Below are 12,810 nucleotides of genomic sequence, written 5' to 3'. Positions count from 1 at the left end.
TTACTTGCAACATTTTGATTAAAATCCGTATGATTTTCCTGCACTTACCGCGGCAATATATTTAGCGCGTATTTAGGTTTGCCCTGTATAATCGAATCTGTCAGACATGAGCCTCCTTAAGAGGATTGGGTTATGAAACATTTTATCTTTTTTCTGATGATCTCGGCGATGACGCCGGGCTTCGCTGCCGCCGCGTCATGCTATGGACCCGCGGAAATGGATGCCGAAATGGCGGTGCGGCTGCACAGCGAGTTGATGGTCTCGACCCTGTTGTGCCGCACGTCGTCGACCGGCGTTGCGCTGCCGACCGCCTATAAGGAATTTACCGACCGCCATATCGAGATGCTGCGCGATGCCGAACAGAGGCTGATGTCCTGGTACCGCAAGGCGGGCGCCAAGTCCGCCGAGGGCAAGATGGACAGGCTACGGACATTGCTCGGCAATGCCTATTCGCAGGAAATCGCCGACAAGTCGCCCACCGGCTTCTGCAATCAGTACCGCGACCACACCGGCACCGCCGGGAACTGGTCGGCGGATGATGTGAGGCATGAACTCAAGCGCCTGGCTAAAGCCTATAAGCCTCACGAGCCGCTTTGCAAGAAAATGGAAGTCGCCGAGGCGGAAGGCGATATCGTCCAGGGCGAGCTTACGCGGTAAGGATAAGCCGTCATTCCCGACGCTGCGGAGCAGCGAGCGGGAATCCCGTTGTTTTTTGTCAGAAATCCTGTTTCTCTATCACTAGAAAATAAACGGGATTCCCGTTCAAAATCCGAGTGCCTAAGCACTCGGATTTTGCCGGGAATGACGGTGCTTGTTGTGTGCGTATGTTTTTCAACTTATCCGGTCTGTCTTGGAATATTTTCTGCAACAGCTCGTCAATGGCGTGACGCTTGGCGCGATTTATGCGCTGATCGCCATCGGCTATACGATGGTTTACGGCATCATCGGCATGATCAATTTCGCCCATGGCGAAATTTACATGATCGGGGCGTTCATCGCCGTCATCACCTTCCTGCTGTTCGGCATCATGGGGCTGAGTTCGATCCCGCTGCTTCTGCTGCTGGCGCTGATCGTCAGCGTGATGATCACCGCGCTGTATGGCTGGACGGTGGAACGCATAGCCTATCGCCCGCTGCGCAAGGCGGGGCGGCTCGCGCCGCTGATTTCCGCCATCGGCATGTCGATCCTGCTGCAGAATTACGTGCAGATTTTGCAGGGCGCGCGGGTCAAGCCGCTGCCGCCGATGGTGCAGGGCGGCATCACCCTGCTGACCAGGGAGGACGGTTTTTCGGTTTCGGTTTCATATCTGCAGATCGTCATCATCGTGCTGACCTTCGGCATCATGGCGGGATTCACCTGGGTCATTCGCGGAACGGGGCTGGGGCGGGCGCAGCGCGCGACGGAACAGGACAGGACGATGGCGGCGCTGGTGGGCATCGATGTCGACCGCGTGATCTCGCTGACATTTCTTCTCGGCGCGGCGCTTGCGGCGGTCGCGGGCGTGATGGTGACGCTGTATTACGGCGTGGTGGATTTTTATATGGGCTTTCTCGCGGGCATGAAGGCTTTCACCGCCGCCGTTCTGGGCGGCATCGGCTCGCTGCCCGGCGCGATGCTAGGCGGATTGTTGATCGGGCTGATCGAAGCCCTGTGGTCGGGCTATATCAGCGTCGAATATAAAGACGTCGCCGCTTTCGTCATTTTGATCCTCATCCTGACCGTCCGTCCCAATGGCTTGCTCGGCAGGCCGGAGATCGAAAAAGTATGAGCGCGCCTTCTCCCGCTATCGATCCGCGCGCGCCATGGCGCGATGCCTTGGTCACGGCGGCGATTGCCGCCGTTCTCGCTTTGCCGCTTGCTGGATTCCGCACCGTCGACCGGGCCGACGGATTGACGCTCGATCTGCGATTGCTCGACGTGGGCTATGTCACGGCGATGATTTTCGCCGGGCGGCTGCTGTACGGGTTCGTCAAGGTCATCCCCGGCATCGTCGCGGCGCTGGCCGTGGTCATGGGAGTTGTCCTGCACTACGCCGATCTGCCCAATCCGTTTTTGCGCTTTGTCGGCGTGGCGGGATGCGCGGTCATCGGTTTCGCGGGACTAAGGCAAAAATTCTTTGCCGAAGGATTTAAGCTCGCTCTTCCCGTAACCAAAGCGGGGCGAATGGCCGATGTCGCGCTCGGCGTCATGGCCCTGGCGGCGGTTGCGCTTCCTCTGCTGCCCTTTACCGACCGTTACATGCTCGACGTGATGGTGATGGTCTTGACCTATGTCGCGCTGGCTTTCGGGCTGAATATCATCGTCGGCTATGCCGGGCTGCTCGATCTCGGCTTTGTCGGATTTTACGCCATCGGCGCTTATACATGCGCTTTATTGGCGCAAGCCTTCGGCATCGGTTTCTGGATGACGCTGCTGGCGGCGGGCGGACTGGCTGCGATGACGGCAGGGATCATCGGCACGCCGGTCTTGCGGCTGCGCGGCGATTATCTGGCCATCGTGACGCTGGGCTTCGCGGAAATCGTGCGGCTGGTGCTGATCAACTGGACGACATTGACCGGCGGGCCGAACGGCGTATCGGGCGTGCCGAGGCCCGGCCTGTTCGGGCTGGAATTCGCGGTGAGCGGGAAAAACGGCGCGGGAACCTTTCATGAATTTTTCGGCATTCCCTTCGCGCCGATACACCGCCTGGTCTTTCTTTATTACCTGATGTTCGTTCTCGCGGCGGCCATCGGGTGGTTGAGCTGGGCGTTGCGCAGGTTGCCTATCGGGCGGGCATGGGAGGCGCTGCGCGAAGACGAAATAGCCTGTGCCGCCGTGGGCATCGACCGGGCGCGCGTCAAGCTCTGCGCCTATATGCTGGGGGCGGCGTGCGCGGGCTTGTGCGGCGCGTTCTTCGCGGCGCGGCAAGGCTTCATCAGCCCGGAGAGTTTCAGCTTCGCCGAAACCACGGCGGTGCTTGCCATCGTCGTTCTCGGCGGCGTGGGCCATCATCTGGGGATCGTGCTGGCGGCTTTGTTCATCATCGGCCTGCCGGAATTGTTCCGCGAGCTTGAGCAATACCGCATGATTGCCTTCGGCGCGGGCATGGTGCTGATTATGATCTGGCGTCCCGGCGGACTGATGGCGACGCGGCTGCCCGGTATTTTTCTCAAACGGTGAACGGAGCCATGCCTACCATTATTTTTATCCAACGCGACGGAACGCGGCGCGAAGTAACCGGCGAGGCGGGGCAGACGTTGCTGCAGGCCGCCCGCGCTCACAATATCGACATGCCCGGCACTTGCGACGGCAACCTGGCCTGCTCGACCTGTCATGTCTGGGTGGAAGGCGATTGGCCGAAACGGCTTCCTGCGCCGGACGATGACGAAACCGACATGCTCGACCTGGCGATTCACGTCAAAAAGAACTCGCGGCTCGGTTGCCAGATCAAGCTGACCCCGCAACTCGATGGCTTAACGGTCAGATTGCCGCCCGAGACGCAGAGTTTATTGTAACATCCTGACTTCCTGCATGTTTTTTAACTTGACCTGATGCCGTCATATCGGGGAAAAGACAGTCATGCCCAGCTTGAAAGACCTTAAGAACCGCATTACCAGCGTGAAGTCGACGCGCAAGATCACGTCGGCCATGAAAATGGTCGCCGCGAGCAAGCTTCGTCGCGCCCAGGAACAGGCGGAGGCCGCGCGGCCCTATGCTTCCGCCATGGCGCGGATGCTGAAGTCGCTCGCCGCCAATCTGCAGCTTGATGACGGAAATTTGACGCTGCTTTCCGGCACCGGGAAGGACGAGACCTATCTGCTGCTGATCGTAACCTCCGACCGCGGACTATGCGGGGGATTTAACGGTTCGGTGGTGCGCGAGGCGCGCAAGCAGATCAAGGCTCTGCAAGACGCCGGCAAAACCGTTAAGCTGTTCTGCGTCGGGCGCAAGGGGCGCGATCTGCTGCGGCGCGACTATGCGCATTTGATGGTCGATGCGCTGGAAGAGATCGGACGCAAGAAGCTCGATTTCTCCGATGCGGAGATGATTGCCGGAAAAATCCTGGCGCTGTTTCAGGCGGGAGAGTTCGATGTCTGCCGCATGGTCTTCAATCGCTTCAAGTCGGTGATCGCCCAGATCGTGACGGTCGATCAACTGATCCCCGTAACGGCGGGAAGCGCGGAACCGGCGAACGAGAACGCGGCGAATCCGCTGACGCTGTTCGAGCCGGGCGAAGCCGCGATCCTGCAGCGCCTGCTGCCGCAGAATATCGGCGTGCAGATTTACGGCGCGCTGCTCGAAAGCATGGCGGGCGAGCAGGGCGCGCGCATGACGGCGATGGACAACGCCACCCGCAACGCGGGCGACATGATCAACCGCCTGACGCTGCAATATAACCGCAGCCGCCAGGCGTTCATTACCAAGGAACTGATCGAAATTATTTCCGGCGCGGAAGCCGTTTAACAGAGGAAAGACAAGATGCAACCCAATACCGAAGGCCGTATCACCCAAGTCACCGGAGCCGTGGTCGACGTTCATTTCGACGGCAATCTGCCGTCGATCCTGAGCGCGCTGACGACCAAGAACGAGGGACGCGACCTGGTGATGGAAGTCGCGCAGCATCTGGGCGAAAATTCCGTGCGCTGCATCGCGATGGATACGACCGACGGCCTGACGCGCGGCCAGAAGGTTTCCGATACCGGCGCGCCGATCACGGTGCCGGTAGGCCCGGAGACGCTGGGACGCATCCTGAACGTCCTCGGCGAGCCGATCGACGAGCGCGGCCCGGTTGGGTCGAAGAAATTCCTGCCGATTCACCGTTCCGCCCCGACTTTCGCCGAGCAATCGACGGAGCAGCAGATTCTGGTCACCGGCATCAAGGTCGTCGATTTGCTCGCGCCCTATGTGCGCGGCGGCAAGATCGGCCTGTTCGGCGGCGCGGGTGTCGGCAAGACGGTTCTCATCATGGAACTCATCAACAATATCGCCAAGGCGCATGGCGGCTATTCGGTGTTCGCGGGCGTCGGCGAACGTACCCGCGAAGGCAACGATCTTTATCATGAAATGATGGAATCCGGCGTCATCAAGACCGACGGCCCCGGCTCCAAGGCCGCGCTGGTCTACGGCCAGATGAACGAGCCGCCCGGCGCGCGCGCGCGCGTGGCGCTCACCGGCCTGACCATGGCGGAATATTTCCGCGACGAGGAAGGCCAGGACGTGCTGTTCTTCGTCGATAATATCTTCCGCTTTACGCAAGCGGGTTCGGAAGTCTCGGCGCTGCTGGGCCGTATTCCCTCCGCGGTCGGCTATCAGCCGACGCTGGCGACGGAAATGGGCGCGTTACAGGAGCGGATCACGACCACCAATAAAGGCTCGATCACGTCGGTGCAGGCGATCTATGTTCCCGCCGACGATTTGACCGATCCCGCGCCCGCGACCTCGTTCGCGCATTTGGACGCCACGACGGTGCTTTCGCGCCAGATCGCGGAGCTTGGGATTTATCCCGCCGTCGATCCGCTCGACAGCACCAGCCGCATTCTCGATCCGCGCGTGGTCGGCAAGGAGCATTACGAAGTGGCGCGCAGCGTGCAGAAAGTGCTGCAAACCTATAAGTCGCTGCAGGACATCATCGCCATTCTGGGCATGGACGAGCTGTCGGAAGAAGACAAGCTGACCGTGGCGCGCGCGCGTAAAATCCAGCGCTTCCTGTCGCAGCCTTTCCATGTCGCGGAAGTCTTCACCGGCAGCCCCGGCGTGTTCGTGAAGCTGGAAGAGACGATCAAGGGCTTCAAGGGCATCGTCAGCGGCGAATACGACCACATGCCGGAATCGGCTTTCTACATGGTCGGCACCATCGATGAAGCCATCGCGAAGGCAGTGAAACTGGCGGAAGCGGCATAGGGCATTCGACCCATGACCAAAATCATGCCTGTTTCCCTTGGGAAAGTCGTACAGCAAAGCGAACTGGAGCCGCTGGAGCGATATTTCACTGGGCAGGGTTTTAAGCCAGCTCCGGTTATCGGCAGCGGGCTGGAGCTTTCCAACCAGTCCATTGCCGGCCTGTTGATGACCCAGTCCCGGCCCGAATGCTCGGTTGGAATCAGATCGTGGTGGAGCAAGAACTACACAAGGCAATCCGCCGATCCCGGCGTCGTGAATGTCATGAGCATTTTTCGGGTCAATAGCGGCAATTTCAGATTGGCGCTGTCGTCCTATGATTCGAAGAAAGGCAGTTTCAGGCCGGTCGGCGACAGCGTAAGCCTTAATGATTTCCTGGAGCGCACCGACACGGGAACCGATCTTGTGGCTTTTTTCTCCAGCGCCAATCCCACTCGGCCAGGGAGCCTACAGTTGGCATCCGCGCCGCTCCTGGCCAATAACTGATTTTTACATAGGAATATCATGTCCGACAAAATCGCCTTTGAACTGGTTTCGCCCACGAAAAAACTGATCGACAAGCAGGTGACTTTGGTCACCGTGCCCGGCAGCGAAGGCGATTTCGGCGTCCTGCCCGGCCATGCGCCGATGATCGCGACGGTGCGTCCGGGCGTGATCGAGGTCTATGAAAACGAGCAGATATCCGAGCGCATTTTCGTTGCCGGAGGTTTCGCCGAAATCACGGACAAGCGCTGCACCGTTCTTGCCGCCGAAGCGATGCCAGTGAGCGAATTATCCCGCGAAGGTCTTGAGGAGCAGGGCAAAAAACTGGAAGACGCCATGGGCAATGCCGCATCCATGGCCGAGCAAGAGGCTCTGGGCGAGAAGCTGGCGGTGTTTCAGGCCAAACTCGCAGCGGTGTCGTAACAAGCCGTCATTCCCGACGCCGCGCAGCGGCGAGCGGGAATCCCGTTTGTTGCTATTGAAGAAAACAGGATTCTCGTTCGACTTTACTCGCCATGGGCGATCAAAGCCGCCGGGAATGACGGCTCTATTTGAATCCACCGCGCTCTATAATTTTTTTGAGCATCTCCACCCGATAAAAATCTTCCACGAGAACGACCCCCCGCCCAAACCCGCTTTTGCCGCCCAACCACTGATTTCTGAACCACGTGACTTGCCGCTTGGCGTAATTGCGCGTGGCCTGCTGGGCGGATTGCTTCGCTTCTTCGAGGCCGATCGAGCCGGACAGATAATCGCCGATCTCGCGCGCGCCGATGGTTTTCATGGCCGGAAGACCGGGATCGAGCGCGGGCAGGGCGCGGACTTCCTCAATCGCGCCGCGTTCCAGCATGCCGGAAAAGCGCCGTTCGCAGGCGGCGTATAATTCATCGCGCGGCGGCATCAGAAGAATAGGAGTAATGTCGGCGCCGGATAAAAAGCCAGGTTGCGTTTCTTGCTGCCATGCGGACAGGCTCTTGCCGGTCGCCAGCGCCACCTCGAGCGCACGGAGCAGGCGTTGCCGGTCGCCGGGGGGAATTCTAGCCGCCGCGTCATGGTCGAGGGCGGCAAGGCGCTGGCGAATGACAGGCTCTCCGTCTTTTTCGTAATCGTCCCGCAATTGCCGTCTTAGTTCATCCGATATCTCCGGAATGTCCGCCAATCCGCTTAACAGCATTTTAAAATACATTCCCGTGCCGCCGACGAGGATCGGCGTCTTGTTTCCGGCCCATGCGGCGTCGATGGTCTTTATGGCTTCGGCCAGCCATTTTCCGGCGGAATAGCGCTCGCCGGGATCGACATAGGCATAGAGATGGTGGGGCGCGCGGGCCAAAGCGGCGGGATCGGGCTGCGCGGTCAGGATCGGCAACCCGTGATAGACCTGCATGGCATCGGCATTGATGACCGCGCCGCCGGTTTCCACGGCAAGATCGGCGGCCAGGGCGGATTTGCCGCTGGCCGTCGGCCCGGCCACGAGGATGACGGATGGTTTTTCTTGAAGCATGGGGATTATATACGCTTTTGCCCGCTTTTGCGGAATGGGAAGTTTGTGCTAGGCTGCGGCCAGTGAAAAATCAGGAGTTTGGCTATGGGATTAAGCATATGGCATTTGCTGGTCGTGCTGGCGGTCGTGCTGGTCGTATTCGGCGCCGGGAAATTGCCCAGGGTCATGGGCGATCTCGGCAAGGGCGTGCGTAATTTCAAGGCGGGCCTGGACGGCAAGGACGAGCCTCCCGCGCCGAAAAGCATTACCGATAATAACGACCGGATTGATCGTTAACCGGCGCTTGCCGTCTTACCACTTGGAATCGTTTCTGGGATCGTTGCCCCGCGCCCAGCGCTGCCAGCGAGGCTTTTGCGGCCCGGATGCGGCGGCGGCGACCATTCTTACCGGAGGCTCCGACGCCGGTTTGGCCGCGGCGGGAGGATCCGAGACTACCGGGGGATATTTTTCCGGCACCGACGGCGTGGAAATATTCTCTCTGCGGCCTTCGTCGTCAGGCAACAGTCTAAGCAAAATCCGATAGGCTTCATCGAATTCCCGCGAGACGACCTGGCGGGAGGAGAGGCACGCGATCTTCTGTTTGACGGGCGGTATCGACGCAGGCGGCATGGATGCCGTTGCCATCCCTATCATCATGAGCGCGGAGCTTATGATATGAGGGCTGTCGTCGCGCACGCTGTCGTCGCTTGTGGCGATAGTGGTAAGATGCTCGACATGCTTGGGCGATATGGCGTTTGGGCATTCGGAGAGGGTTCGGAAAGTCCGTACGACGGAGTCGCAGACCGGGAACGGATAGCTGTCCCCGGTGATGACGCTCAGGATTTTATCCGTCAGAGCGGGCGTAGCGATCGTTGGCTCTCTTTTTATGATCAGGTCGGCGATGTCGACCGCCATGGCGCGGGAGGTCATATGCGCGCCGCTTTCCGCGACGGCCAACACGGTCTCAAGCGCGATCTGGCGAAACTCGAGATTGTTTTCCCGATTGGCGATATAAGGTGTCAGTTTGTCGATGACATATTCCCCGAGCGGATCGATATAAGCGGGCGCGGGATTGGCGTTTCTGGAGGCTATTAAAGCCTGTTGCAGGATGCCGAGGGCAGCGAGCCTGTCGTCGTCGCGGCCATCTCGCGCGATGACTGCGTCGACGGTATCGAAAAGATTGACTTCGTCCTTGGCCATGACGAACCTTCAAATTTCATAAATCTATAAGAGAATTTTTATTCCAGAATCGCGAGAATAAGAAGAAGAAAAATAGTTTCGGGCCGATATTAACCACAATCTTTCGTGCGGCGGTCAAATCGCGTCCGGTTTGGAAATGGGGCAGGCGGTTAAATCCGGCTCCGGACGAACCGGATTTGGGGGAGTTTCGCCCAGAACTTCGCCGCGCATGGCGCCGAGGACGTTCATCACCCGGTGCGTCAGTTCCGGCGCGAGATGAAGGTCTTCATTCAACACGCGATGCGTGTGCCTCATCACTTGGGCAAAAACGCGCGCGTCGAGCGTTCCTTTTCCGACCATGCCCGCATGAGCCTGCGTCAGGCTTCTGCCCGCATATTCTCCGGGGCCGCCGAAAGCTACGGTCAGGAATTTCTGCATATGGCCGTGCAGATTCTGGAAATTCAGGCCGGAGAAAACAGGCGAGAGAGTCTCGTCCGCCGCCATGCGGCGATAGAGATTCAGTAGCAATGACTGAACGGCGGGCGCGCCGCCGATCTGCTCGAACAGGCTGGCCGGGGGGGAGGTCATATACCCTTCACCTGGCCCTTATAGGCCAGGGCGCGGGCATTGACGGCAAGCACCCGCAGGAAGCCTTCGGAGTCCTTATGGTCGAACGAGCCTTCCTGCTCCATCGATCCGTCATTGCTGTAGAGCGAATGCGGGGCGTCCTTGGCCTCGACATAGGTCACGGAGCCTTTATACAGCGAAACCGTCACCGTGCCGGTAATAAGCTTGACCAGCGGCGCCAGCGCGGCCTTCGCCATCGCCGAGCCGACATCGTTCCAATAGCCCTGATAAATCTGCTTGCCGATATAAAGGCTCATCTGGTCGTAAAGCTCCCGTGCGCGCCGGTCGGCGACAAGCTGCAGCAGGAACGCGAACGCCGTGCCCAGCAGCTCCATCCCCGGCGCTTCATAGATGCCGCGCGACTTCACGCCGACGAAGCGGTTCTCGACCAGATGCAGGCCGATGCCGATGCCATGCCGCCCGCCGATTTCATTGGCGATGGTCAGCGCGGCGAAAGAATCCACGGGCTTGCCGTTGACGGCGACCGGAAAACCGGCTTCGAAGCGGATCGTGACCTTCTCGGCTTCATTCGGCGCGTCATGCGGCCATACGCCCATTTCCGGCGCGACCAGATGCGCGGGCGTTGCCAGCGATTCCAGCTGCCCGCCTTCATGCGTCAGGCCGAGCAGATTGGCGTCGGTGGAATAGGGCTTGTCGCGCGTCGCCTTGATCGGCAATCCATACTGCTCGCAATAGGCGATCATCTGCTGCCGCCCGCCGAAACGGTCCAGGAACGCCTGATCGCGCCAGGGGGCGTAGACCTCGAATTCCGGGCAATGCATGTTGGTGATAAGCTGAAACCGCACCTGATCGTTGCCGCGCCCGGTCGCGCCGTGGCTGATGACCTTCAGGCCGCGCTTTTTGACTTCCGGCAGCATGCCCTTGACGATGACGTTGCGCCCGACGCCGGTCGTGTTCCAGTAGCGGCCTTCATAGCAAGCCTGGGCCTGGATCACGTCGATCCCGCCCTCGGCGATTTCCTTGTGCAGCTTAACGCCGACGAAATCCACCGCGCCGCAGGCGCGCATCCGCTTCTCGATGGAGGTGAAATCGGTTTCGTCCGGCTGCGCCATGTCGGCGGTGACGGAGACGACCTTGACGCCCTGCTGCGTCAGCCAGTGCGTGATGGTGCAGCTGTCGAGGCCGCCCGAAGCGGCGAAGGCGATGGTCTGTCCTTTAAGGTCGGCGACGTTCATGAATGTGCTTCCTGTATTTTGCTTATAAGTGGCCGCATCATAATGACTTGGCGCATGTGGTCAACAGATAGAGTCTATGCCACAATCGCCGCTCTTAACCAGATTCGGGAGGCTTATCATGACTATGGCAAAAGCTATTCTGGCAGGCGCTGCCTTGATCGCGCTCAGTATCATCCTGATCGGCTCGCGCGGCTCTTACGCGGCGGCGAGCAGAGGGCCGTTCCAGATCGAGCATCACAGCAATACCCAGGCTAATGCCGGGGTGTTCCGGCTCGATGTCTCTAGCGGCGAAGTGAGCTACTGCTATCTGACCGGCGTGATGACCAATGAAGCGTCTCATCTCGTCTGCTCGCCGCCGGTGCAGTGATGACAGGGCGTTTCATCAGTTCATTCGTGCTTATGGCATTCGTTGTCTTTTTGGCGGGATGCGAAAAGGGGGCAACGGCGTGTACGGATAGTCCCATCGTCAATCACCGCATAGCCGATTGTTCAATAAAGCCGGTAAACGCTCATCCAGGCTCTCCCCACGACCCCGATTCCGAATAGGGATTTGATCTGTGTCCAATCTCGTCAAACGCGCCGCGAAGTCCATACCCATCCTATGCATCAAGGCGGGAGAGTATAGAGGCTGGCTGAAGCAGCAGCCGGCGATGGTTCGCAACTGGCTTGCGGATTTCAGTCCTGATCCGGGTGCCTATAAGGCCATTCCAGACCGGCAGGGAAAGCGGGGGAAGGTGGTTGCGGTCGTCGCCGATAAACCCCGGCTATGGGATTTGGCGGCGCTGCCCTATGGGCTGGCGGCGGGGAACTACCATATTTCCGGAAAATTATCGCCGGAGGCGGCGTCCGATCTCGCGCTCGGCTGGGAATTGGGCGCTTACCGCTTCACGCGCTATAAGAAGCCTGACCGCCCGCCCGCCAAGCTGGTCTGGCCGGAAAGCGCCGATCAAAAGCTGGTCGCGGCAATCGCCGGTTCCGTCAATCGGGGCCGCGATCTGATCAATACGCCCGCCGAGGATATGGGGCCTGCCGATATTGCTGCCGCCGTCAGGGAAGTTGCCAAAACCCACGGCGCTAAAGTTGCTGAAATCATCGGCGACGATCTGCTGAAGCAAAACTATCCGCTGATCCATGCCGTGGGCCGCGCCAGCAATCGCCCGCCGAGGCTGGTGGAATTGCGCTGGGGCAATCCGGGCGATCCCTTGGTGGCGCTGGTCGGCAAGGGCGTTTGCTTCGATACCGGCGGGCTGGATATCAAGCCGTCTTCCGGCATGTATCTGATGAAGAAGGATATGGGCGGCGCGGCCTGCGCTCTGGCCGTGGCCGAAATGGTCATGGCGCTCAAGCTGCCGGTGCGGCTGCGCCTGCTGATCCCGACCGTTGATAATGCGATAAGCGGCAATGCCTTCCGGCCTTCGGATATTTTCCGTTCGCGCAAGGGGCTGACTGTTGAAATCGGCAATACCGACGCCGAGGGCCGGTTGATCCTCGCCGATGCGCTGGCGGCGGCGGTGGAGGAAAAGCCTGCCTTGATAGTCGATTTTTCAACATTGACGGGCGCGGCGCGAACCGCGCTGGGCACGGAATTGCCCGCGCTTTTCTCCAATAATGACGATCTTGCCGGGGATTTGATGCGCGCCGGTCAGGCGCAATTCGACCCGTTATGGCGGCTGCCCTTGGTCCAGGATTACAAGGCGGAGCTTAAATCGAAGGCCGCGGACCTCAATAGCGCGCCGAACTCGCCTTATGCGGGCGCGATCACGGCGGCGCTGTTCCTGGAGCATTTCGTCGATAAGACGCCCTGGATCCATCTCGATCTGATGGGCTGGCATCTTTCGGCCAAGCCCGGACGCCCCGAAGGCGGCGAGCCGATGACGGCGCGGGCGGTCTTTGCCATGCTCGCGGACAGATTCAAAAAGTGACTCCTTGCGAATCGAATAAAGCAGTATCAAAGTATCGGCTTCGATT

The 12,810-nt window shown here is 59.7% G+C and carries 15 protein-coding genes; 11 read left to right on the top strand and 4 right to left on the bottom strand.

All coding sequences use genetic code 11. From position 1 onward, the window contains the following. Positions 1–132: 132 nt before the first annotated feature. The 8 genes from WDO70_05310 (at position 133) to atpC (ending at position 6,783) form a co-directional block, all read left to right on the top strand. Positions 133–657 carry a hypothetical protein gene (locus WDO70_05310; protein ID MEJ0062619.1) on the top strand — a complete coding sequence of 175 codons (525 nt, stop codon included), beginning with the start codon at positions 133–135 and terminating at the stop codon, positions 655–657. A gap of 193 nt (positions 658–850) precedes the next feature. After that, positions 851–1,768 carry a branched-chain amino acid ABC transporter permease LivH gene (locus WDO70_05305; GenBank protein MEJ0062618.1) on the top strand — a complete coding sequence of 306 codons (918 nt, stop codon included), beginning with the start codon at positions 851–853 and terminating at the stop codon, positions 1,766–1,768. Next, positions 1,765–3,159 carry a high-affinity branched-chain amino acid ABC transporter permease LivM gene (livM, locus tag WDO70_05300; protein MEJ0062617.1) on the top strand — a complete coding sequence of 465 codons (1,395 nt, stop codon included), beginning with the start codon at positions 1,765–1,767 and terminating at the stop codon, positions 3,157–3,159. The genes WDO70_05305 and livM overlap by 4 nt, the downstream gene beginning before the upstream one ends. Before the next feature lie 8 nt (positions 3,160–3,167). Then, positions 3,168–3,494, top strand: a complete 327-nt coding sequence (locus tag WDO70_05295; protein MEJ0062616.1) for a 2Fe-2S iron-sulfur cluster-binding protein — start codon at positions 3,168–3,170, stop codon at positions 3,492–3,494. A 64-nt stretch (positions 3,495–3,558) separates the two neighbouring features. Then, the gene (locus WDO70_05290) at positions 3,559–4,443 is read left to right on the top strand and encodes a F0F1 ATP synthase subunit gamma (protein MEJ0062615.1); all 885 of its coding nucleotides are present in this window, start codon (positions 3,559–3,561) and stop codon (positions 4,441–4,443) included. A gap of 15 nt (positions 4,444–4,458) precedes the next feature. Beyond that, positions 4,459–5,880, top strand: coding sequence for a F0F1 ATP synthase subunit beta (gene atpD, locus WDO70_05285; GenBank protein MEJ0062614.1), 1,422 nt, complete (start codon positions 4,459–4,461; stop codon positions 5,878–5,880). A 12-nt stretch (positions 5,881–5,892) separates the two neighbouring features. Beyond that, positions 5,893–6,363, top strand: a complete 471-nt coding sequence (locus tag WDO70_05280; protein ID MEJ0062613.1) for a hypothetical protein — start codon at positions 5,893–5,895, stop codon at positions 6,361–6,363. An 18-nt stretch (positions 6,364–6,381) separates the two neighbouring features. Next, positions 6,382–6,783 carry an ATP synthase F1 subunit epsilon gene (gene atpC / locus WDO70_05275; GenBank protein MEJ0062612.1) on the top strand — a complete coding sequence of 134 codons (402 nt, stop codon included), beginning with the start codon at positions 6,382–6,384 and terminating at the stop codon, positions 6,781–6,783. A gap of 124 nt (positions 6,784–6,907) precedes the next feature. Here the strand turns inward: atpC and miaA are convergent, their stop codons facing one another. After that, the gene (miaA, locus tag WDO70_05270) at positions 6,908–7,861 is read right to left on the bottom strand and encodes a tRNA (adenosine(37)-N6)-dimethylallyltransferase MiaA (protein ID MEJ0062611.1); all 954 of its coding nucleotides are present in this window, start codon (positions 7,859–7,861) and stop codon (positions 6,908–6,910) included. 84 nt (positions 7,862–7,945) lie between these two features. Between miaA and tatA the strand changes: the two genes are divergently transcribed. After that, entirely contained in the window at positions 7,946–8,137 is a 192-nt protein-coding gene (gene tatA, locus WDO70_05265) for a twin-arginine translocase TatA/TatE family subunit (protein MEJ0062610.1), read from the top strand. A 15-nt stretch (positions 8,138–8,152) separates the two neighbouring features. On the opposite strand, the gene WDO70_05260 is transcribed toward tatA, so the two are convergent. The 3 genes from WDO70_05260 to argG all read right to left on the bottom strand — a co-directional run bounded on the left by WDO70_05260 (position 8,153) and on the right by argG (position 10,842). Further along, complete coding sequence (locus WDO70_05260) at positions 8,153–9,040, bottom strand: hypothetical protein (GenBank protein ID MEJ0062609.1); 888 nt, start codon at positions 9,038–9,040, stop codon at positions 8,153–8,155. A 114-nt stretch (positions 9,041–9,154) separates the two neighbouring features. Beyond that, positions 9,155–9,607 carry a group 1 truncated hemoglobin gene (locus WDO70_05255; GenBank protein MEJ0062608.1) on the bottom strand — a complete coding sequence of 151 codons (453 nt, stop codon included), beginning with the start codon at positions 9,605–9,607 and terminating at the stop codon, positions 9,155–9,157. Then, positions 9,604–10,842 (bottom strand): argininosuccinate synthase, encoded by a 1,239-nt coding sequence (gene argG / locus WDO70_05250; GenBank protein MEJ0062607.1) that lies wholly within the window; start codon positions 10,840–10,842, stop codon positions 9,604–9,606. Before argG ends, WDO70_05255 begins: the two co-directional genes overlap by 4 nt. Positions 10,843–10,960: 118 nt before the next feature. On the opposite strand from argG, the gene WDO70_05245 reads away from it, so the two are divergent. Further along, entirely contained in the window at positions 10,961–11,209 is a 249-nt protein-coding gene (locus WDO70_05245; GenBank protein MEJ0062606.1) for a hypothetical protein, read from the top strand. Positions 11,210–11,399: 190 nt separating this feature from the next. Then, complete coding sequence (locus WDO70_05240; GenBank protein MEJ0062605.1) at positions 11,400–12,764, top strand: leucyl aminopeptidase family protein; 1,365 nt, start codon at positions 11,400–11,402, stop codon at positions 12,762–12,764. Positions 12,765–12,810 lie beyond the last annotated feature (46 nt).

The sequence above is a fragment of the Alphaproteobacteria bacterium genome (assembly GCA_037200005.1).
In the GTDB taxonomy this organism is placed as follows: Bacteria; Pseudomonadota; Alphaproteobacteria; order UBA9219; family RFNS01; genus JBBCGY01.
This window is presented reverse-complemented; position numbering and strand designations above follow the sequence as displayed.

Coding starts and splice junctions, on each gene's coding strand:
- WDO70_05310 (MEJ0062619.1), top strand. CDS start 133: ATGAAACATTTTATCTTTTTTCTGATGATCTCGGCGATGACGCCGGGC.
- WDO70_05260 (MEJ0062609.1), bottom strand. CDS start 9,040: ATGGCCAAGGACGAAGTCAATCTTTTCGATACCGTCGACGCAGTCATC.
- tatA (MEJ0062610.1), top strand. CDS start 7,946: ATGGGATTAAGCATATGGCATTTGCTGGTCGTGCTGGCGGTCGTGCTG.
- WDO70_05280 (MEJ0062613.1), top strand. CDS start 5,893: ATGACCAAAATCATGCCTGTTTCCCTTGGGAAAGTCGTACAGCAAAGC.
- WDO70_05290 (MEJ0062615.1), top strand. CDS start 3,559: ATGCCCAGCTTGAAAGACCTTAAGAACCGCATTACCAGCGTGAAGTCG.
- miaA (MEJ0062611.1), bottom strand. CDS start 7,861: ATGCTTCAAGAAAAACCATCCGTCATCCTCGTGGCCGGGCCGACGGCC.
- atpD (MEJ0062614.1), top strand. CDS start 4,459: ATGCAACCCAATACCGAAGGCCGTATCACCCAAGTCACCGGAGCCGTG.
- argG (MEJ0062607.1), bottom strand. CDS start 10,842: ATGAACGTCGCCGACCTTAAAGGACAGACCATCGCCTTCGCCGCTTCG.
- WDO70_05255 (MEJ0062608.1), bottom strand. CDS start 9,607: ATGACCTCCCCCCCGGCCAGCCTGTTCGAGCAGATCGGCGGCGCGCCC.
- atpC (MEJ0062612.1), top strand. CDS start 6,382: ATGTCCGACAAAATCGCCTTTGAACTGGTTTCGCCCACGAAAAAACTG.
- livM (MEJ0062617.1), top strand. CDS start 1,765: ATGAGCGCGCCTTCTCCCGCTATCGATCCGCGCGCGCCATGGCGCGAT.
- WDO70_05245 (MEJ0062606.1), top strand. CDS start 10,961: ATGACTATGGCAAAAGCTATTCTGGCAGGCGCTGCCTTGATCGCGCTC.
- WDO70_05295 (MEJ0062616.1), top strand. CDS start 3,168: ATGCCTACCATTATTTTTATCCAACGCGACGGAACGCGGCGCGAAGTA.